The organism is Phormidium tenue FACHB-1052 (assembly GCF_014696675.1).
Lineage (GTDB): Bacteria > Cyanobacteriota > Cyanobacteriia > Phormidesmidales > Phormidesmidaceae > Nodosilinea > Nodosilinea tenuis_A.
The window spans coordinates 181,100-202,090 of sequence record NZ_JACJQN010000008.1 but is presented as its reverse complement, the minus strand read 5'-3'; the positions used below and the strand labels follow the sequence as shown (position 1 = coordinate 202,090).

Here is a 20,991-nt window from a genome sequence, read left to right as displayed (position 1 = left end):
GGTAGATATTCTATTCTTTCTTCGCCTACGGATAAAACTCTAGAGACAGGTAGGGAGCGCATTAGATGAATCAGCCCTCAGGTGCAAATGCCTCTGCTCTGTTTCAAACCGGGGGTACCCTGCCCATTTATGCCCCTACCTATGTTGAGCGTGATGCTGATGCTGCGCTGTATGCGGCTATTCAAGCAAGAGAGTTTTGCTATGTGCTGAATTCGCGCCAGATGGGCAAGTCTAGCCTGCGTGCACGAATTATGGGGCGGCTGCAAGCTGAGGAGGTAGCCTGTGCTGCGGTTGACCTGAGCGCTCTGGGTGGTCAGCAGGTGAATGGCAAACAGTGGTATGGCGGGGTAATTCGCAAGCTGGTGAGCGGGTTTGAGTTAACCCAGCGGTTTAACCTGCGAAGCTGGTTACGAGACAATGCCGATTTACCCCCAGTACAGCAGTTGGGGGAGTTTATCGAGTCAATTTTGCTAACCCAGATTGCTCAGCCTATTGTCATTTTTATCGACGAAATTGATAGCGTCCTCAGCCTAAATTTTTCGACGGATGATCTGTTTACGTTTATTCGGGCTTGCTACAACCAACGGGTTGATGACCCAGCCTATGGCCGTCTTACCTTTGTGCTGCTGGGTGTGGCTACCCCAGCTGATTTAGTGCGTGACAAGAGCCGCACCCCGTTTAATGTAGGGCGCTCTATTGAGCTGTCGGGGCTGACGTTTGATCGGGCGCAACCCCTAATAGAGAGCCTGGGTTTAACCTTAGCTAATCCGGCGGAGGTCTTGCAGACTATTTTGGCTTGGTCTCAAGGGCAACCTTTTTTGACCCAAAGGTTGTGTCGCTTGGTGGTAGATCAGTGTGCGGCTGGGGCAATGCTTTCGGTAGAGGCTATCAACCAACTGGTGCAGAGCCGAGTGATTGAGAACTGGCAAACTCAAGATGAGCAAGATCACCTGCGCACGATTCAAGATCGGGTTTTGCAGGATGAGCGAAAGGCTGGGCGAAGGTTGGGGATTTATCAACAGATTTTGCAGCAGGGGGCAATGCCCTATGATGGCAGCCCGGAGCAGATGGAGTTGCGATTATCGGGATTAATTGTGGCTCGCGGCGGCGAGCTAGAGGTTTACAACCAGATCTATAAGAGTGTTTTCAATGCTGAGTGGGTAAACCAGTCACTTACTCGATTGCGGCCCTATTCAGAAGCAATATTGGCGTGGCTAGATTCAGAACGGCAGGATGATTCCCGGCTATTACGGGGAAGAGCATTAATTGAAGCGCAGGGCTGGGCACTAGGGAAAAGCCTGAGTACTCAAGATTATGAGTTTTTCGCCGCAAGTCGAGAATTAGATCTGCAAGAAATACGAGAGACACTAGCAACTCAGCAAGAAGCAAACCAAATTTTAGCAGAGGCAAATGCACAAGCGACTAAGCTGTTGACCTTAAGCGCTCGTGCAAGTGAGCTAGAGCGACAAGGAGCAGCACTATTAAAGTATCAACCACAAAGGTTCTCACAAATTGAGGTTTTACTAGCCGCAGTCAAATTGGGTCACGAGCTTAAAGAACTCTTAAAAGCTAATACTAAAATTCAATCTCCTCTCACCCTGGGATTAGATCAGATACCCGGCCCAGAACTGGCGCTTAGAATTGCTGTCAATCGCATTATTGAAGTAAATCAAGTGAAAGGGCGGGCTCGTTTTAGCAGTGATGAACAACGGATTCTCTCGCAGATATCTCAAGAAAACCTAAGTCTTGTTTACAATCCTAACGGCATAGAATTATTTCAACTAAAAGGTCGATACATTACTGATAGTGAAGATGGGGCACGCATCTTTACTACTGTAGATACTGACAATATAAGTTTTGTATATAACCAAAGTGGGCAAGAATTATTACAACTAAAGGGATGCTGTCCTCGTGAATACAACGTACAAAAGCGAATTTTCACTGACTCGGGCTGCTATCAGATTGATGATGTTTATGACGAAATCACCTATGTCTACGATCAGACTGGGAAAGAACTATTTCAGTTGAAAGGAAACTGTCCATTTATCAGTGACGATGGGAAAATAATCTATACCTCTTCCAATAAAGATAATTTGAGCTTTGTGTACAACAACTATGGTGCAGAGTTATTGAGGTTAAAAGGACAGAATCCCAAAATCAGTGATGATGGGCAACGCATAGGCACTTCTTCTGACCAAGATGAAATGAGCTTTGTGTATGACAGAAATGGTATGGAGTTGTTTCAGCTGAAAGGGAATAAAGTCGAATTTAGCACTGATTGCCAGCGCATTCGAACCTGCTCAAGCAATCGCTATCTAAGCTTTATATATAATTGGAATGGCAAAGAACTGTTCAAGTTAAGAGGATGTTGTGCTTACATCAGACAAAACGAGCCTAAAATTATTACATATTTAAATACAAGCAAAATGAGCTTTGTATATGACAAGAGTGGTCAAGAGATACTCCAGCTTAAAGGTCATTATGAAAGCACCAGCTACACCAAGCAAAATATATTTACTAGTTTGCTAGAAGGAAATAATTCTTTAAGCTTTATTTTCAGCCAAGATGGCCAAGAAGAATTTCAAATCCTAGGAGGTGCTCCTCATGTTAGTGAAGATGAAAAATATATGGTTACTTACTCTTATGACGAGAAGATCAGCCATATTTATGATCTGATTGCTCAGCCACCTAAACTGAAAGGCGAGCAACCAATTGTCATTTCTGATAAACATCATATCTTTACCCAAATAAAAAGCTTAGATTTAAGCTATATGTATGATAAAAAAGGCAATGAATTGCTTCAATTGCCTGGAAATTTTCCAGGCATGAGTGCTGATAAGCAAGGCATTTTTACCAGTTCTGTTAATCTAAATTTAAGCTATTTTTATGATCAAAATGGCAAGAAGATATTTCAGGTTGAGGGTGTTTTCCCCGAGTTTAGCAATAATGGGCAGTATTTTGCAACCAGCTTCCTTAGAGATGATTCAAGCTCTGTATATAGCAGTAGAGGAGATCGAAAGTGTCATCTCAAAGGAATATTTCCAACTATAGGTAGTGATGAGAAGCGCATTTTTACCATGTCAGGCAAACATAATAAGTATCTAACCTATGCCTACAGCTTAAACGGAGAAGAACTATTCAAGCTTAAGGGAGGAAGTCCAAACATCAGCACTGATGAAGAACGCATTTTTACTTCTATGGGTGGCGATAATTTGAGCTATGCCTATGACATGAATGGGAAAATACTATTCGAACTTAAAGGGATAAGTCCATCAATCAGGCATGATGGAAAATTTGTCACAACTCATTCATATAAGGATAATCTAAGTTATGTTTACAACCTTAACGGCGCTTTGCTATGTCAGGTAAGAGGAAGCATATATAGGATCTATGCTGAGCTACAACGCATCTTTCTTCGCCCAGACAAAAAAGTAATTCGTGTGTGTGATTTAAGTGGTAAAGAGTTCTTCTACTTTAAGGGAGATACTATCGATATTAGCACTGACGAAAATCGTATTGCAATTTCCTCGGGTGACGACAGAGTTAGCCGTATCTATAGTCTCAACGGTGATTTGATCGCAGAGTATCCTGGCTATGAGGCCACTTTCTTGGGCCAAAGCCACTTGATTTTAAGATCTTCTATCAATGATGTACTTGAAATTTGGCCGATCGACGACGGTTTAGATGATTTGTTGCAGAAAGGCTGTTACTGGCTTAGGCACTATTTTGCCAGTCATCCCGAAGAAAGGCTTGAATATTGCTCTTAGCTTTGAAATTATCTGAAATACCAATATTTGGCAGTGTTTAGGGGTATTGCCGAGCGTGCGCTCCAACAACAAGCACAAATATTATGAGGTTTACAAAATAATCGCGGCTTTAGTTAAGGGATTAGAGCATAGAGGCTGATAAAACTCACAAATCTATTAACAGTACATTCAGGAGCCAACAACTATGTCAGAAGAAAATCAGCTATCACAAGACGCTGGAACAGTTAGAGACTTGGTTGTTCCAAGTTCACAACAAAGTGGTGAAGAAAATGGCGATCGCTCCCCCATTAAAACCGAACACGATATTCTTGCACAGCCTGAAAAAGATGGACAGCAACCCTCTTCTCAACCACCCTATGCAGATCGAGATTTAGTCGTCCCAATCTCCGAGGAGAATGCAGCATCTGAGGATGATGATCGCTCGCCTACAAAAACAGAGAGAGGCTTGCAAGACTAATCTATTGCTCGACCAGCTACGTCTTGTAGCTGTACGCCGCACTCACTTATCTCAAAGCTAGCCCCTTCTTTGAGTCGCCCCCATGAAAAAAATTCTGATTCTCGCTGCTAACCCAAGGAACACAGACCGACTTCGTTTAGACGAAGAAGTTCGGGAGATTACCGACGTTCTAGAACACTCAAAAAGTGGTCAGCCGTTTCAGATCATCCAGTGCTGGGCCGTGCGGGTTAACGACCTGCAAGAAAAACTGCTCGATCATCGGCCTCACCTCATCCACTTCTCTGGTCACGGGGGCGGTAGCCAAGGGCTAGCCCTTGAAAATGATCTCGGCCAAATGCAGTTGGTCACCTCCTCTGCCCTGGCGGGGTTGTTCAAGTTTCTTAAGGGCGACCTAGAGTGCGTTTTTCTCAATGCCTGCTACTCCGAAGACCAGGCTAAGGCCATCTATCGCCATATCGATCATGTGGTAGGCATGAACCACAAGATAGGAGACAGAGCTGCAATCGAGTTTGCCAAGGGCTTCTACCGGGGGGTAGGGGCCCAAATGGCCTATAAAGATGCCTTTGCCCTTGGCAAAAATCAAATTGACTTACAGAGTATTCCAGAGTCATCAACTCCAGTTCTAAAAGCCAGAATCCAAACTCGTCGTCAAGCAGCCAAACCTTCACGGCCCAGTCCACAGCCACCTCCCACTTCGCCTCCTTCAGCGGCGGCTCAAATTTTTATCAGCTATCGCAGTCAAGCGCCAGATATAGACTTGGCACAAGAGTTCCACGATGCGCTCAAAGCCGCTGGGCACAATGTCTTCATGGCCAGTAAAAGCATTCGTTTGGGAGAAAACTGGCCCCAGCGCATTGATGCGGAGCTAAAGCAGGCCGATTACTTTTTGCTGCTGCTGTCTCACCAGTCGGTTACCAGCGAGATGGTGACTGAAGAAGTGCGTCAGGCAAAACATCTGCAAGATACTCGGCAAGATGGACGACCGGTCATCCTACCCATCCGGGTTAACCTGCCAATGGATGTGCCGCTGAACTACGACCTGCGAGGCTACCTCCAGCGCATTCAACAGGGCCAGTGGGAATCGCCCGCAGATACGCCTCAACTGCTAGGCGATATTCTCGAGCTAATCGCCGAGGGTAAGCCTCAACTACCGGTTCAAGCTCTAGAACCCATTGCCCCACCGCTAGAAATTCCTGACCATCCCCCCCTGCCTGTCGCTGAGCCAGAGCTACCCGGAGGGCAGGTAGACTTGGCATCGCCTTTCTATATCGAGCGGCCCAATATCGACAGCCGTTGCTTCGAGGCCATTGTCAAACCCGGTGCGCTGATTCGCGTCAAGGCTCCTCGGCAAATGGGTAAGACTTCTCTAATGGCCCGTACCCTTCACCACGCCGAGATGCAGGGCTGCTTAAAGGTGCCCTTGAGTTTTCAAATCGCCGACGGCAAAATTTTCACCGACCTCGATCAGTTCCTCAAGTGGTTTTGCGCCAGTGTGGGCCGACGGCTGCGATTGCCCAATAAACTCAGTGACTATTGGGATGACTTCTTTGGCAGTAAAGACAACTGTACGGCCTACTTTGAAGAATATCTGCTGGCTGAGATCGACCAACCCCTGGCCCTGGGGCTAGACGAGGTCGATTTAGTCTTTCAGTATCCAGATATTGCCTCAGACTTCTTTGGTCTACTGCGAGCCTGGCACGAAGACGGCAAAAGCCGCGATATTTGGAAGAAACTGCGGCTGATCGTGGTGCATTCAACTGAAGTGTACATTCCGCTGAATATCAACCAGTCGCCTTTTAATGTGGGCCTACCTATCGATCTACCAGAGTTTACCCTGCCCCAAATAGCAGACTTAGCCCATCGCCATGGGCTGGCAGATACTGCCGAACACCTTGTTCCTCTAGAAGAGATGATTGGTGGGCACCCCTATTTGGTTCGCGTGGCCCTCTACAACCTGGCTCGCCAAGACATGACTATGGCAGACCTGCTAGCCAATGCCCCGACAGAGGCTGGCCCCTATGGCGACCACCTGCGGCGGCACCTGTGGAATTTAGAGCAGCGTCCAGAATTGGTAGAGGCGGTCAAGCGCATTGTGGCTTCATCAACTCCAGTGCGGCTAGAGTCGGTGCAGGCGTTTCAACTGCGCAGCATGGGGCTAGTGAACCTACAGGGCAACGATGTAACGCCCCGCTGCGAGCTGTATCGACAATACTTTAAGGATCGATTGGGGGTGCGCTAAATGAATCAGCCTTTAGATGCCAGTGCCGCTGATCTCTTTCAAACCGGAGGTAGTCTGGCGGCTGATGCCCCTACCTACGTTAAGCGCGACGCCGATGATGAGTTGTATGCCGCCATTAAGAAAGGTGAGTTTTGCTATGTGCTGAACTCTCGCCAGATGGGCAAATCGAGCTTGAGGGTGCAGATTATGCAGCGGCTTCAGGCTGAGGGGGTGGCCTGTGCTGCGATCGATATTACTCGCATTGGTAGCCAGCAGGTAGAGGCTAGCCGCTGGTATGCGGGGCTCATTCGCAGTTTGGTCAGTGGCTTTGAGTTACCCGAAACCTTTAACCTGCGCAGTTGGCTGCAAGAGCACGAGTACCTCACCCCAGTGCAGCAGTTGGGAGAGTTTATCGAGTCGGTGCTGCTGGTACAGATTGAGCAGCCCGTGGTGATTTTTGTCGATGAGATCGACAGCGTACTGAGTCTGAAATTTCCGACGGATGATCTATTTACGTTTATTCGGGCTTGTTACAACCAGCGGGTCGATAACGCCGCCTATGGCCGGCTAACGTTTGTGCTGCTGGGAGTCGCTACCCCTGCCGACCTGGTACGTGATAAGACCCGCACCCCCTTTAACGTGGGAAAGGCCATTGAGCTATCGGGCCTACAGTTTGACCGGGCACAACCTCTGGTCGAAGCGCTCTCCCAAAAGCTGGCGAACCCCGCAGAGGTGCTGCAATGCATTTTGGGCTGGACGGAGGGGCAGCCCTTTTTGACCCAAAAGCTGTGTCGGTTGGTGGTAGAGCAGAGTGAGGCCGGGGCCGGCCTGAGCAATGAAATGGTGGATTGTCTTGTGAAAACGAAGGTGATCGACCATTGGGAAACCCAAGACGACCAGGATCACCTACGCACCATTCAAGCGCGAATTTTGCAGGATGAGCGTAAGGCGGGGCGACGACTGGGGATTTATCAGCAGGTGTTGCAGCAGGGGGCAGTGCCCTACGATGGCAGTCCAGAGCAGATGGAGCTACGTCTGTCGGGGCTGGTGGTGACGCACCGGGGCCAATTGGAGGTGTATAACCAGGTGTATGCGCGGGTGTTTAATGCTGAGTGGGTGAACCAGGCTTTGGGGCGGTTGCGGCCCTATGCAGAGGCGATTACGGCTTGGTTAGCCTCTGAACAGCAGGATGACTCGCGGCTGCTGCAGGGGCAGGCGTTGATCGATGCCCAGGGCTGGGCGCTGGGGAAGAATTTGGGCACGCAAGATTATGAGTTTTTGGCTGCCAGCCGAGAACTAGACTTAGGAAAGGTAAAGGCGGCTCTAGTAACTCAAGAGAAAGCAAACCAGATTTTAGAAGAAGCAAACCAAAAAGCAGCCCGACGGTTGAAATTAAGCGCTGGTGGGGTGGTTTTTGCTTTAAGCTTTGCTTTGATAGCCAGCGGTTGGGGATGGTCTACTTTAAATTGGGCAAAAAAAAGTAGTGAGTTAGAACGACGAGGAACAGCACTACTTAAATACCAGCCAGAGCGTTACACAGAGATTGATGTGCTTTTGGCAGCGATTCAGCATGGTCAAGACTTACGCGATTTCCTAAAGCCAAGAGCAAAGATATTGAACGAAGATATCACGAATAGCCCAGCTTTTGCACTAGTAAAAAGTGTCAATAATGTAATTGAAGTAAATAAAATTAGAGGAGATAACGTCATCTTTTTTGAGGATGAAAATCAGATTTTTTCTGCTTCATTTTCCGAGGATATAAGTTACTCATATGATCAGAATGGAAAAGAGAATTTTAGAGTGAAGGGAGGAAATAACATCAGATTTCTTTTGAGTAAGAAACGTATCCTTGCTGCCTCGTTCAGAGAGAATATGAGCTATGTGTACGACCGTAGTGGAAAAGAACTATTTCGACTGAAGGGAGGAGGTGAGATTGGTGTTAGCAAAGACGAAGAAGTCATAGTCACTGCTTCATTCAATGACAATATTATCTACGTGTATGACCAGAATGGTAAGGAACTATTTCAGCTTAAAGGAGGAAGTGGCATCGCTATCAGTGCTGATGGACAGCGTATTGTTGCTACTTCGTATGATGAAAACTTGAGCTATGTGTATGACCAGAATGGCAAGGAACTATTTCAGCTCAAAGGAGGAAGTGGCATCGCTATCAGTGCTGATGGACAGCGTATTGTTGCTACTTCGTATGATGAAAACTTGAGCTATGTGTATGACCAGAATGGCAAGGAACTATTTCAGCTCAAAGGAGGAAGCGGCATTGCTATCAGTGCTGATAGACAGCGTATTATTGCCGCTTCGTATGATGAAAACTTGAGCTATGTGTATGAACAGAATGGCAAGGAACTATTTCAGCTCAAAGGAGGAAGTGATATTGCTATTAGCGCTGATGGACAAAGCATTGTTGCCAATTCAAATGATGAAAATCTGAGTTATGTGTACAACAAGGAAGGACAAGAGATATTTCAACTTAAAGGAGGATCTAGTAGTGTCATCAGTTCCGATGGGCAACGAGTTATTACCAGTTCATATGATGAAAACTCAAGCTATATTTATGATTTGAAAGCTGGATTACCTCGCTTGAAGGGAAGTAACGCTCGTATTAGTGAGGATGAAAAATACATCTTTGCTGAGTCAGAGAAGGATAAGTTGATTTATGTGCATGACCAAAATGGTCAGCTCCTCTTCCACCTTCAAGGAAATAGATTTTTATCTAACATAAAAGAGACAAGGCGTATTATTGTTGGATCGTATGAGGACGATTTAAGTTATGTATATGACCAAAGCGGCCAAAAACTATTTCAACTTCAGGGAGGTTTGTTTGCTTTTACTAGTGAAGATGGTCAACACATCTTAACTAACTCATATAAGAGTAACGTAGGCTATCTATATGATCAGAAAGGAGTGGAGTTGTCTAAAATTGAAGGTTTTATCCTCTCGTCTAGCGAAGATATGAAGCAGATTCTGTCTTATGATGCGGATAAAGATAGAATTTTTATGCACAACCAAGCTGGTAAGCAATTGTTAAGCCTTGATGGAGAAAGATATGCAATTCTTAGTAGAGATGAAAAGCGTATATTTACCGCAGCAACAGCAGAAGATGGCTTGATCAATATATACGATCAAGATGGCAAGAAACTCTTTCAAATTAAGGGTGACTTTGCGATGCCTAGTGAAAATGGGCATCGTATATTTGCTGAGATATATACTGAAAATATGAGTTATGTGTATGACCAGAATGGTAGAGAACTCTTTCAGCTCAAGGGGGTATTTTCGGATCCTAGTGGGGAATTGTTTTTGCCCCCCGGAGAAGGAGGAGAACGTATCTTTACGCAGTCGCATACTGATAGTGTGAGTTATGTGTATGACCAAAATGGTAAAGAACTCTTTCAACTCAATGGAACCCACCTTCGCCTGAGTAAAGATGGGCAAATTATCGTTACTGGCTCCAGGAAAGATGCTGCTACACGTCTCTATGATCTCAATGGCAACTTGTTAGCTGAATTTCCTGGTTATGAGCCTGAGTTCCTTGGCAATGATCGCCTGATTTTTAAATCTACTGTGGATGATTCCTTGGAGATTTGGCCAATAGAGTATGAACTAGACGATTTGCTGGCTAGGGGTTGCTATTGGCTCCGACACTATTTCGTTAGCCACCCCGAAGAAAAACCTGAAGTTTGCTCTCAACTCGCGTCTACACCCTAAAATCTCCTCTCACACTTTGGGAAAAGACCGTGACCAGGTTCTCTTATTCTAGTTCCCCCTTTCACATGAAAGGAGAAGGAATTAGGAGATGAGGGTCTTTAGCTATCCGTTAACTAAATACGTAAGACCACCCGATCGCCCCTTAACCCTCAGTCAACAGCATACGCTTGGCAGAAATACTCTTAAGATGGCGCTTCACCGTATTGACGCTAACAAACAACTTTGCCGCAATTTCCTTATAGCTACAATTCGCGTGCCGCAGCAGCCAAACATCCTTCTCCCGAGGCGTCAGCTTATACCGCACCGCTTCCAGCAGCGCCGTTGCCTGGGCTGACCGAGACTGATCTTCCAACAGCACCAGCAGGTAAGCGTCCGAGTCAGGCGGCACACCTAACCACTGCACCTTAGCCCGAACTAGCTGGTTTTTAGTCCCTATAAACGTCTGAGTTGGCACCAAAGCTAGACCTGCAAAAAGACTACGACTTTCGATCATGTGCCTACACATCAGCCACACCCCCAGAGGCACAGCATCGGCAGAATGCTGACCATCCCTCAAGACCTGGCAAAGCCTCCGCCCCTCCCGATTGCTATAGATACAGTTGCCCTCTTGGGTCAGCAACAACACACCATCTGCAAACCCCTCAAAAAGACGGCTCAGCATAGCTAACTCCGCTTCTCTAGGTTGCTCCTGGCTTTCAGAAAACTTGGCTGGGGGGGCGTCTGCAACGGTGGGTAATAAACTTAAAGTCACCATGGGGGCACCTGCGTAACTCATAGGTAGGTTTGCTTTGAGCCCAGTTTCACCAAGCTATCTGCCCCAAAGCTAGTGCCCCTACGCGATCGCCCAACGCCCCGCCACACCGAGGTAACCAGGCTCAGCTCATGCCCCCACCTCGGGGATTCCCCAAACCTTTCTACACCAATTGCACACTAGAACTCGCCACGGTCATTAGATCACGGCAGCCTCGATAGCGGCTATTTACACATCGGTTGAAAAGGCCAGCAGAGCTTCTAGCAAGCTTTGCGTCTTTGGAGCGTGCCCTGCAAAAACGCAATCTTTTCTCCTCAAAGTTTGGGGACTCCCTAAACTGACCTTCCTACTTTGAGCGCTTGAAGGTGATTCTACGGGAACTTTTTCAAGCTCCAAGGGCGATTGGCTTTGGGGTAGTTTCTTCAACGACATTAAATACATCATTTTTTGAGGAAACTCCCATGCCTGATATCACTCAAGGACGTTACTACATTCTTCTCGAAACGGGTCGAGCCTTAGAAGTTTCAAGCGAAACACTAAAATCCAATGGTGCAAAGGTTGCAACCTGGAAACTCTATCACGGCCTGAATCAATTATGGGATGTGAAGCCAGCTCAAAATGGAGCATTTTACCTATTCAATGTTGGCGGTAATCGAGCACTGGATGCCCACGATGTAGATGTAGATCGCAATGGTGGTCGAGTTCAACTCTACGATTTTTATCCTGGTAATGGAAACCAGCAATGGATTCTTCAGCCTCTAGGTTCAAGACGTTACTCCATTCGTTGCGCAGCGAGCCGTTCTAATAAGGTTATTCAGATTAAGGGTAATGTGATCGATCGCAGTGGAGAAGCTGAACTAGCAGATTTTGTTGGCGCTTCCAGCCAAATTTGGAAGTTTATATCGGCAAGTGATGCTGCCATTGTTCAACCCAACTGCGTAGACCTGCGGCCAAATCAGACAGCTATTAAAGATCAGGGAGCACGAGGAAGCTGTACCTATTTTGGGGCAACCGCCGCCCTTGAGGCAGCTTATAAAAAAGCTGGCTATGGAGATGTAAACCTCTCAGAAGAGTTTTGGTCAATCATGGGTAAAGCTCTATATATTCATCCCAAATGGGCTGAGATCCGTAATGCAAACCATCTCGAAAATCAGTTTGCGACTACTCAAGGCGGAGGATCACTTCTTTGGTACAAGACTGGATTTCGGATTTCTAAAGAGTCTGATGTTCCTTACCGATTGGAGGACTACACTTTCCCAAGCTTTGAAAATCGAAGTCAAAAAGATGCTAACGACTTCAACTTCCCCTTATTTACTCGCAATGTCTTGAGTGCTCCGCGTTATTATGGGGCTGGCTCAGTCGTAAATTTTACGCCCGATCAACTTCGCAATGCTGCAGAATACGAGCGAGTACTCAGCTTAGGTTTTGAGATCAGTATCGGAACTAGCAGTTATGGCGGTGGCCATAACGTTCTCATCGTCGGGTTTGACAAAACCAATGCCGCAGAGCCAGCCTTTTTCATCAAAAACAGCTGGGGGCCACTAGGGGGTGATCCTAAACTTCATTGTGAGCGTCGCCCCTATAAGTGGGTGCTCGACGGAGTTTATGCCGCCGAATATCTCACAGATATAGTGGAACCGGCAGAATGGCCAGAACTGGCTTTCCTCGGTCGTTGGAATTTGAATTTTGATGGCTTCAGGGGAACCCTTGACATCTATCACCTACCGGGTGTTGGAAATTTGCCTGTCGATCTCCCAAATGTAGTAGATCGTCGTATAGGGGTGTTCTATGACTCGTCCGGCAAGGCATTTCGTGTCAACGGCCAGATCTCTGGAAATAAAATCGAGTTTTGGTTTAATGGCAACAAGCCTAATCTTCCTTGGGATGAGTTAAGCGGTCGTCGCTTTGTTTACTATCTCGAACCCACCTTAGATATAATGACTGGAACTCACTATGACGAGGATGGGCGTAGCTATGGGGGCTATGCAACTAAGAGGAACTATATTGTACATGGCACTCCCCCGGCCAATACCTTTTCGGCCCTTGCCAATACCATATGGAACGTCTTGATTGGCAATAGACAGGGTTCAGTTCGATTTGGCTCCATGATTGGCTCTAGTATCAAAGGAGTAATATCATTTGGAGATGGTGAGCAGCAAAATGTTGAAGTCAATCTGCTTGCCCAGAATAATATTATGTTCTGGCCCGAAGGTAGTCTTTCAATAGCCACTGCACGCCTTCTTAACCATGAGCCTGGGTTAATGTGCGGAAGCACAAATGATGGCTTAGCATTCTATGCAGCCTATGCAGCCAACCGATAGGATCTACTGAAGGGATGTTGCCTGGCAAACAGCTTGTCAGGCAACCATCGAAATAGCGGGCCTTGGTGTTGGATGAACTAAGGTTGTGACAACTCTTCGAAGAAAGACAATTCCTATGGCAATGTCCTAAACTGTGCTCTTAGACTTAGGAAAAGTACACTTCACCTCGATCGCAAAATCTGACTCCGCTTTGCCGCTGGCGAGCATGGGCAGACCACCCTCTGCCGTGATTTTGAGATTGAAGCGCAGGGTAATTTCTTCGACCTCTGCGATCGCCAAATCCTTAAATGCTCCAATGGCATACTGCGTATAACCTTGGATCGTGCGATGCACGTCTGCCAGCTTGACCCTTAGCTCAGGCGTAATTTGAGGCTGACGGATTCCTGGAACACCTCCTCTAGGTGTATTCGGATCGTAAGAATCGAAATCCTCATCAACACTGCGCACAGGAGACGATGAGGTTGACTCAACCAAAACGCTATAAGTGTTTGCTTCATCTTCGAGAATAAGCCGTTGAATCATTGATTAGCTCCTTGATCAATGTACGGGGACAAAAGTTGAATGAGGAAAGTAAGAAAGTCGGCGCTGGAAGGGATTTGACAGCGTGGCTTTCCCAATTCTGTGGACGATGCTGTATAAGCGAGGTAGCCGCAACAGTGACGAGCGAATTGAGTTGTTGAAATACTTTGGACGAGTCTTTCCATAAGACCGAAATCCGCTGCCTAACAGTCGACCGAAAGTTTGTCGATCGAGAGTGGTGTAGATTCTCGATGATGCTAAATGCTCTGCCCTTGCAACTTAGGCTGCGCCAGAATGATAGCATTAGCGCTCGTTTTAGGAAAAATTGTCAGAAAGGTAAATGGGTCCTTTGCCAAGTTAATTGTAGGCACTGTCCAGATTTATCAAGCCAGCGCTGGGTGTGTACCCAGCAATTTTACGTCGTCGCGATGGTGAACTCCTGATTTTAGCCACTAAGTATCGCCCGCAGACGGCATGGGCGGATTATCGGTTGAGGTGGAGAGAAAACTCTTTTACACGAGGATTCAACCTCGAATCGACCCATTTCTGCCACGACTAAGACCTCAGCAAGTTGATGGCGCTACTGGATCTGGCCTTCTGTCGGGCATGCTCACTGGGCTCTGGCAACACTAGCAGCATCCGATTCCGCTCAAAGCTTATGGTCACAGAGCAAAGAGTCTATTCCGCTCGGACGTGGCTTTTTGCGGCGCACGTTCTCTAATTTCTCCCTGCGCCGCTCTGAGTCCAATCAGGCGCTACGATTTTTGTCCTTGTACTGAGGGTGTTCTTACTGAAAGCCTAAAAATAGGACTGCTTGTTTTCTATACGTCTCCTCAAATAGGTCCCTCATGGATTCATGCGAACGGGTTTGCCTGAAAAAGAATACTGCCATTGGCTGAGGCGATAACTTTACACTTTTGGGTTTAAGCCATGTCGGACAATGCCCAAAATTCCCTTCAGGAAAGGCTTTCAACTAACCCACCCAGCTTTGTTTTGGTAGTTTTATGAGAATTACCTTTTTAAGGAACATAAAAGAGGAAATGTAAAGTTAGAGAGTAAAGATAAAGCCTCAAACACCGGTATGCACCCAGTTGAGGCTTGAAAGAGTCGTTTGCAGACTTACACTCTGCAAACGACTCTTTCAAACCATAATTTTGTGCAATATTTTTTTAAAGTTATGCTGCGCTCGAACCGAATAGCCTCGATTTCACCTAGACCAAACTGTAGGGGCAAAGGGTATTTGCTCTGAGGAAGCGGAGGTAACCAAACAGGATTTGGTGTTAGACCGCAAAGACGTTAGGCGTGAAGGTTTGACCAGGGAATACATCACAACCAAATTTTTGTCATGATTTAGGGTTCTTCCCTAGGCAAGTTGATACCATTCCTCCTCGATGCGGCGACCCACTGCCAACGGCGTTAGCGGGAGATGAGTTGCCAATTTTCAGCCCCAATTAATATGTTCTGTCTCCGACTCAACTTGGCGATTAATAAACTTGGGGGTGATGGGAGAAGAGAGGTTCTTGTCGTATAAATGGGCACAATTAACTAGTTAACCTAATAGAGCGCTTTTCCGGAACTTCTGTTCACGTAACAGCGGCCCAAACCTATGTCTACAGAACGCTTCTACGCTGATCTACCTGCAATAGATAATCTGCTCAGTGCGATCGACGCCAATAATCTGCTTGCCGTACCGAATGACTGGTACATCGTCATCGCAGATGTTAGGGGTTCCACGGAGGCCATTGAGGCAGGGCGCTACAAGGAAGTCAATCTCTTAGGCGCTGCTTCCATTGCAGCAGTGCTCAATGCCGTTAAACCGCTTGAGATTCCCTATGTGTTTGGTGGAGATGGGGCTTCTCTTCTAGTTCCCTCTACTGTGTTAGGAAAGGTAAAGTCGCCGCTGCTAGCCCTGCAACAGTTAGCCCAACGAGAATTCAACCTTGAGCTGCGGGTGGGAATTGTTCCGGTGACAACGGCTAACCAAGCAGGGTTTGAGGTGAAGCTGGCAAAGCTCAAGATAGCAGAGCAGTATCACCAGGCTGTCTTCGTCGGCGGCGGACTAAACTACGCCACAGAATTAGTCAAATCTTCTGACACGGCTGATCGCTATCAAATCAGGGATGTCAAGATTTCTCAAGCAAATTTGGCGGGGTTAGAGTGCCGCTGGCAGGATATCGCCAGCAGGCATGGGGAAACGGTAACGCTGCTAGTACTGGCAACTGCCCATAGCCCCGCAGCGAATAATGCCCTGTATCAAGATGTGCTTGAGAAAATCCAGGAGATCTATGGTACTGAGGATGACTTTCACCCAGTTGGGCTGCAAAATCTCAATCTATCTCTAAAAACTGAGAAACTGCTCCCCCAGGCCAAACTGCACGCGCAGCCCTCTCGGTGGCTATCTCGCTGGCGCTACATCTGGAACCTTAAGGTGAACAACATTTTGGGTTCGCTCTATATGAGGTTGAATCTCAAAGTCGGTGGTATCAGCTGGGGTGCCTATAAGCAGGTGGTGCAGGCTGCCAGTGACTACAAAAAATTTGACGACATGTTGCGGATGATCATCTCAGGCGATGCCAATCAGCGAGAAAAGCTGACCGATTACCTGGAGAGGCGATCGCACGAAGGCAACCTGGTCTACGGCATGCATGTTTCAGATCGCGCGTTGATGACCTGTCTGGTGTTTGAGCGCAGTGGCCATGAAGTTCACTTTGTCGATGGGGCGGATGGCGGTTACACGCTAGCAGCTAAGCCGCTCAAGGAAAAGCTAAAGCGCAAAGCAGCTAACTGGCAAGCCTATGCCCGCCTGGTCGGGGTTCGCGAAAAGCTCTCTAACCAAGTAGACAACTCAAATCTTGGCTCTCAGGAAAAGGGTGAGGCAGCGTGTATTGATTAGGCCGCGTGATGGCAGGTAATTGATTGATCTGCCTAAGCTGCGGCAACAGTTCTATCTACAAGGTCACCCCTGCTTTCGCCCTATCATCCTCGCCAATAGCGCTGGGCATAGTCGGGAATCGTGACTTCTGGCAGACATTGGGGGTCGGCGACAGCAGCGGCAGCGGTAACTGCCAGGGGAATTTCCCCGGCCCAGACCGGCAGAGCATAGTCGGCGGCGGCATCGAGGGGTGGGCCGCTGCGCACCTTAACCGAGGCCTCGGCAATGGGCAGGGCCAGCACCAGGGTACCCGCCAGTTCTGAGGGGGTAGGCGGGCGTACGTCATCCCAACGACCGGGCACAACGTGGTCGGTAAAGGCTTTGAGCGCCGCCAGTTTTTCGTCGGCATCATCCACGCGGGTGGCGGTGCCAAACAGCACCACTGAGCGGTAGTTCATGGAGTGGTGAAAGGCCGATCGCGCCAGCACCAGCCCGTCAAGCAGGGTAACGGTGAGGCAGACCTCCACCCCTTGATCCAAGGTGGTCAACAGGCGGCTGGCGGGGGAGCCGTGGATGTAGACGCGATCGCCCAGGCGACCGTAGGCAGTGGGGATGACAAAGGGTTGTCCATGGGCGACAAAACCCAGGTGGCAGACCAGCCCTTCGTCGAGAATGGCGTGAACCTGGGTGCGATCGTAGTTGGCCCGCTGGGGGAGGCGATTGACCTGGGTGCGGGGGGTGGGAGAGAGGGGAGTTTGGGACATAGGAGTGGATGGGTGAGGGGGTGGGGAGTAGGGGGTGAGGAGATGAGCTAGAGGGTGGCGGGCAGGTGGGCAATCAGAGCGGCGGCGGTAAGGTGGGTTTGTAGGGCGGTGACGACGAGAGGGTGGGGTTGGGTGTAAAGGGTGGGATAGTCGACTTCGCCGAGGTTGGGGCGGATGGGGAAGGCGAGCTGTTCGCGAGGGGTATCGCCGTTAAACTCGGCCTGCACTCCAGGCTTATTGCCTCGCGCGTCGAGCCGCACCCAGCGGTTTAGCTCGTTGAGGTAGACGGCGTTGAGGCCGTGCAGGGTGTGATGGGTGGGCTGGGCGTCGTCAAAGACGAGCCGCTGGTAGCAAAACCCGGTGGGAATGCCGCAGTGGCGCAGCAGGGCCGCCAGCAGGTGGGCTTTGGCAAAGCAGAAGCCGTGGCCCTGGGCCAGCACCTCGGATGCAGAGCAGGTGACGGCGACGGCTTGAATGTCGCAGGTGTGGGCGATCGCATCGCGTACCCATTCGTAGACAATTTTGACCTGCGCCATGGATGAGGTAGCCCCTACGGTAAGCGATCGCGCCAGGGCAACAACCGTGGGATGATCGGCATCCACCACCGCTGAGGGCATGAGATAGTCCGCGATAGAGGCCGACTCTGGGGACAGCAAAAGCATCATTTAGACCTCCTGGGATGTGAAATTTAATTCCATCAGGTTGCTCTCGCTAAAGCCCAGCTTTTGGTAGAGCGATCGCGCTTTGGGGGCGGCATTGAGCACAACTTTGGTGCAGCCCATGCCCTGGAGATAATCCACCATTAGCTGGGTTAGCCGGGTAGCTACACCCTGATTACGGTAGGCAGGTTCCACGTAAACGCCCCAGATGTAGCCGTATTGGCGGTGGTCTGGGGACACGATCCAGGGATACAGTCCAGCAAAGCGCTGACCACTGACTGAGCCGACAATATTTCCCTCAGCCTCAGCGACAAAGGCCTGGTAATTTAGGGTGCGTCGGGCCTGCTCGATAAACTCCAATCCTAGGGTTTGCCAGTTGGGTTGAATGTGGGTTTCATCTACGCCTAGGTCGCGCCACATGCGGTAGAAATGCTGGGCGATCGCCGCATCTTCCTCGGGTGTGCCAGGGCGAAAGAGTAGGGAAACAGGGACAGCCATAGCTGGGTTCAAACTCCGGGCAAACAATCCAAAACCGCAGTCGTGGACTTAGCATAGACAGAGAATTGGAGCGTCACAAGAGCCAATTTTGGCTAAACTGGCCAGTCCACTTTAACTATCTCCATAGGCTCACCCCGATGGATTTTGCCATTGCCCTTGACCCACACAGCCCAGATCCCGTCTACCAGCAGATCTACGCCGCTCTGCGGGCCGGGATTCTTAAGGGGCGGCTGGCCCCTAGGCAGCGCTTGCCATCAACTCGCGCCCTAGCCCAAAGTCTAGGCGTATCACGCGCCACGGTGACCCAGAGTTATGACCAATTGTTGAGCGAGGGCTATCTGCAAACGGTGACGGGTTCCGGCACTTACGTCTGCAACCAACTGCCCGACGACCTGCTGCAATCGCTCCCGTTAACGGCAATCCCACCGGGGCCAATCCCCACCGTGTCGCTGTCAGATTACGGTCGTCGCTTGGAGCAGATCGACCCTAGCCCCAGCCCCGAACCCACTGTGCCTCTGAGCTTTCGCTATGGTCGCCCGGCCCTCGATCGCTTTCCGTTAGAGCTGTGGCGGCAGCTACTGTCTCGCCACAGCCGCCGCACGGAATGGCTCGACTACGCGACCAATCCTCTAGGGCATGGGCCGCTGCGAGAGGCGATCGCCACCTATCTGGCCCAGGCCCGCGCCGTGCACTGCCACCCCGACCAAATTTTGATCACCAACGGCACCCAACAGGCGCTTTCCCTCGCCACGCGCCTGCTGCTGTCGTCCGGCGATCGGGTGGCTTTAGAAGAACCCAGCTACCTCAGTGCCCGCCGCGTTTTGGCCAGCCAGGGAGCCACGCTGTGCCCGATTCCAGTAGACGCGGCGGGTATGGATGTGGCGGCGCTGGCGGCTACACCCGGCCCAATTCGCCTGGTGTATGTCACCCCCTCGCACCAGTTTCCGACCGGGGCGGTGCTGTCTCTGCCGCGCCGGCTGGCCCTGCTGGCCTGGGCAGAGCAGAGCGGCAGCCTGATTTTTGAAGATGACTACGACAGCGAATACCGCTACGGGGGCCGCCCGATTCCGGCGCTGCAAGGGTTGGGGGATGGGCAGTCGGTGCTGTACGTGGGCACGTTTTCGAAGGTGCTGTTTCCGTCGCTGCGGGTAGGCTACATGGTGCTGCCCCCGGCCCTGGTGGCGGTGTTTAGCCGCGCCAAGTGGCTGGCCGATCGCCAGGGACCAACCCTGGAGCAGGCGGTGCTGGCCGATTTCATTACCGAGGGCCATCTAGAGCGCCACATTCGCCGCATGCGAGGCATCTACGACCAGCGACGGCAGGCCCTGGTGGCGGCCTTGGGCAAGTACTGGGGCGATCGCGCCACACTGCTGGGCGAAAATGCCGGGCTGCACGTCATGGTGCGCTTTGCGACCGAGATTGCCGACGACCTGCTAATGGCGAAAGCCGCCGAGGTGGGTGTTGGGCTAATCTCCGCCAACCCCCAGTACCTCGGCCCCAGCCCAGGGCACGAGTTCATCTTTAGCTACACCGAACTGGAGGAGGACGCGATCGCCCTGGGGCTCGAACGATTGGCCGCCCTGAACCTGATCTAGTTCTGGCCTACTCCTCGTAGATCATCTTGCGGCCCATGCCGCCGTCCATCACGATATTCTGCCCCGTGATAAAACCGGCTTTATCTGACAGCAAAAAGTAGGCCATTTCCGCAATGTCTTGGGCTTGACCCACGCGCCCGACTGGATGCTGAGCGTGGTCCGTTGGGCTGAGGTGCGACTCCTGGGGGGGATGTTTCAGGGCGCTGACATCAATCCAGCCGGGGCTGATGCAGTTGACGCGGATGGCCGGGCCGAGGCTCATGGCCAGGGCGTGGGTCAGCGCCACAATGCCTCCCTTAGAGGCGGCATAGGCTTCGGAGTCGGGTTCAGACTGAAGGGCGCGCACCGAGGAAATGTTGACGATCGCACCCTGAACCGCCCGCAGATGACGAACGGTATGCTTCACCATCAAAAAGTACCCCGTCAGGTTAGTGCCAATCCAGCGATTCCAGTCTTCCAGGGTCAGGTCTTCGACGGGGCCGCTGTAGGGGTTGGCAATGCCAGCGTTGTTGACGAGCCCGTTGAGCTGGCCAAACCAGTCTAGGGCAGCCCCGACACTGCACTCCACTTCACGCTCCTGAGATACATTGCAGGGCAAAAAGATAAACGACTCGCGAAACTGGGGCAGCGTGTCTTGGAGAGCAGCGCCAGCGGCTGTGTTCATATCGGCGATCGCAACGCGCCAGCCCTGATTGAGCAGGAATTGGGTAATACCCAGGCCAATCCCTTGGGCACCTCCAGTTACCAGAGCTACAGGGGACTGATCGACCTGACTCATCGGCGCACCTCCAGATGGGTTTATGCGGAGGCATTGGGCAACCTAGGGTGTCCCTCCGCCCAGCCAGCGGCT

The 20,991-nt window shown here is 50.1% G+C and carries 13 protein-coding genes; 7 read left to right on the top strand and 6 right to left on the bottom strand.

The window, feature by feature from the left end:
* The first annotated feature begins 65 nt into the window (after positions 1-65).
* The 4 genes from H6G07_RS13085 (at position 66) to H6G07_RS13070 (ending at position 10,162) form a co-directional block, all read left to right on the top strand.
* Entirely contained in the window at positions 66-3,767 is a 3,702-nt protein-coding gene (locus H6G07_RS13085; RefSeq protein WP_073608469.1) for an AAA-like domain-containing protein, read from the top strand.
* A gap of 184 nt (positions 3,768-3,951) precedes the next feature.
* Positions 3,952-4,224, top strand: coding sequence for a hypothetical protein (locus H6G07_RS13080; protein WP_139297029.1), 273 nt, complete (start codon positions 3,952-3,954; stop codon positions 4,222-4,224).
* Between the two features lie 82 nt (positions 4,225-4,306).
* Complete coding sequence (locus H6G07_RS13075) at positions 4,307-6,463, top strand: AAA-like domain-containing protein (protein ID WP_073608470.1); 2,157 nt, start codon at positions 4,307-4,309, stop codon at positions 6,461-6,463.
* Positions 6,464-10,162, top strand: coding sequence for an AAA-like domain-containing protein (locus H6G07_RS13070; RefSeq protein ID WP_073608471.1), 3,699 nt, complete (start codon positions 6,464-6,466; stop codon positions 10,160-10,162).
* Between the two features lie 142 nt (positions 10,163-10,304).
* On the opposite strand, the gene H6G07_RS13065 is transcribed toward H6G07_RS13070, so the two are convergent.
* Positions 10,305-10,823 carry a helix-turn-helix transcriptional regulator gene (locus tag H6G07_RS13065; protein WP_073608620.1) on the bottom strand — a complete coding sequence of 173 codons (519 nt, stop codon included), beginning with the start codon at positions 10,821-10,823 and terminating at the stop codon, positions 10,305-10,307.
* Positions 10,824-11,374: 551 nt separating this feature from the next.
* Here H6G07_RS13065 and H6G07_RS13060 point away from each other — a divergent pair.
* Positions 11,375-13,234, top strand: coding sequence for an RICIN domain-containing protein (locus H6G07_RS13060; protein ID WP_073608472.1), 1,860 nt, complete (start codon positions 11,375-11,377; stop codon positions 13,232-13,234).
* 126 nt (positions 13,235-13,360) lie between these two features.
* Here the strand turns inward: H6G07_RS13060 and H6G07_RS13055 are convergent, their stop codons facing one another.
* Positions 13,361-13,756: a CU044_2847 family protein gene (locus tag H6G07_RS13055; protein ID WP_073608473.1), complete on the bottom strand. Its 396-nt coding sequence runs from the start codon at positions 13,754-13,756 to the stop codon at positions 13,361-13,363.
* A gap of 1,603 nt (positions 13,757-15,359) precedes the next feature.
* Here H6G07_RS13055 and H6G07_RS13050 point away from each other — a divergent pair.
* The gene (locus tag H6G07_RS13050) at positions 15,360-16,646 is read left to right on the top strand and encodes a DUF3095 domain-containing protein (RefSeq protein WP_073608474.1); all 1,287 of its coding nucleotides are present in this window, start codon (positions 15,360-15,362) and stop codon (positions 16,644-16,646) included.
* 83 nt (positions 16,647-16,729) lie between these two features.
* Here the strand turns inward: H6G07_RS13050 and H6G07_RS13045 are convergent, their stop codons facing one another.
* Genes H6G07_RS13045 through H6G07_RS13035 form a run of 3 tightly spaced genes read right to left on the bottom strand, consistent with a single transcriptional unit; the run spans position 16,730 to position 18,546 of the window.
* Positions 16,730-17,389 carry a pyridoxamine 5'-phosphate oxidase family protein gene (locus tag H6G07_RS13045; protein WP_073608475.1) on the bottom strand — a complete coding sequence of 220 codons (660 nt, stop codon included), beginning with the start codon at positions 17,387-17,389 and terminating at the stop codon, positions 16,730-16,732.
* 47 nt (positions 17,390-17,436) lie between these two features.
* The gene (locus tag H6G07_RS13040) at positions 17,437-18,051 is read right to left on the bottom strand and encodes a transglutaminase-like domain-containing protein (RefSeq protein WP_199312063.1); all 615 of its coding nucleotides are present in this window, start codon (positions 18,049-18,051) and stop codon (positions 17,437-17,439) included.
* Between the two features lie 3 nt (positions 18,052-18,054).
* A complete protein-coding gene (locus H6G07_RS13035) occupies positions 18,055-18,546 on the bottom strand; it encodes a GNAT family N-acetyltransferase (protein ID WP_073608477.1) in 492 nt (163 codons plus the stop codon).
* 137 nt (positions 18,547-18,683) lie between these two features.
* Here H6G07_RS13035 and pdxR point away from each other — a divergent pair, with 137 nt between their 5' ends.
* Positions 18,684-20,141: a MocR-like pyridoxine biosynthesis transcription factor PdxR gene (gene pdxR / locus H6G07_RS13030; RefSeq protein ID WP_073608478.1), complete on the top strand. Its 1,458-nt coding sequence runs from the start codon at positions 18,684-18,686 to the stop codon at positions 20,139-20,141.
* A 7-nt stretch (positions 20,142-20,148) separates the two neighbouring features.
* Here pdxR and H6G07_RS13025 read toward each other — a convergent pair whose 3' ends face one another.
* A complete protein-coding gene (locus H6G07_RS13025) occupies positions 20,149-20,919 on the bottom strand; it encodes an SDR family oxidoreductase (protein ID WP_073608479.1) in 771 nt (256 codons plus the stop codon).
* Positions 20,920-20,991: the final 72 nt, after the last annotated feature.

Coding starts and splice junctions, on each gene's coding strand:
- H6G07_RS13085 (WP_073608469.1), top strand. CDS start 66: ATGAATCAGCCCTCAGGTGCAAATGCCTCTGCTCTGTTTCAAACCGGG.
- H6G07_RS13080 (WP_139297029.1), top strand. CDS start 3,952: ATGTCAGAAGAAAATCAGCTATCACAAGACGCTGGAACAGTTAGAGAC.
- H6G07_RS13075 (WP_073608470.1), top strand. CDS start 4,307: ATGAAAAAAATTCTGATTCTCGCTGCTAACCCAAGGAACACAGACCGA.
- H6G07_RS13070 (WP_073608471.1), top strand. CDS start 6,464: ATGAATCAGCCTTTAGATGCCAGTGCCGCTGATCTCTTTCAAACCGGA.
- H6G07_RS13065 (WP_073608620.1), bottom strand. CDS start 10,823: ATGCTGAGCCGTCTTTTTGAGGGGTTTGCAGATGGTGTGTTGTTGCTG.
- H6G07_RS13060 (WP_073608472.1), top strand. CDS start 11,375: ATGCCTGATATCACTCAAGGACGTTACTACATTCTTCTCGAAACGGGT.
- H6G07_RS13055 (WP_073608473.1), bottom strand. CDS start 13,756: ATGATTCAACGGCTTATTCTCGAAGATGAAGCAAACACTTATAGCGTT.
- H6G07_RS13050 (WP_073608474.1), top strand. CDS start 15,360: ATGTCTACAGAACGCTTCTACGCTGATCTACCTGCAATAGATAATCTG.
- H6G07_RS13045 (WP_073608475.1), bottom strand. CDS start 17,389: ATGTCCCAAACTCCCCTCTCTCCCACCCCCCGCACCCAGGTCAATCGC.
- H6G07_RS13040 (WP_199312063.1), bottom strand. CDS start 18,051: ATGCTTTTGCTGTCCCCAGAGTCGGCCTCTATCGCGGACTATCTCATG.
- H6G07_RS13035 (WP_073608477.1), bottom strand. CDS start 18,546: ATGGCTGTCCCTGTTTCCCTACTCTTTCGCCCTGGCACACCCGAGGAA.
- pdxR (WP_073608478.1), top strand. CDS start 18,684: ATGGATTTTGCCATTGCCCTTGACCCACACAGCCCAGATCCCGTCTAC.
- H6G07_RS13025 (WP_073608479.1), bottom strand. CDS start 20,919: ATGAGTCAGGTCGATCAGTCCCCTGTAGCTCTGGTAACTGGAGGTGCC.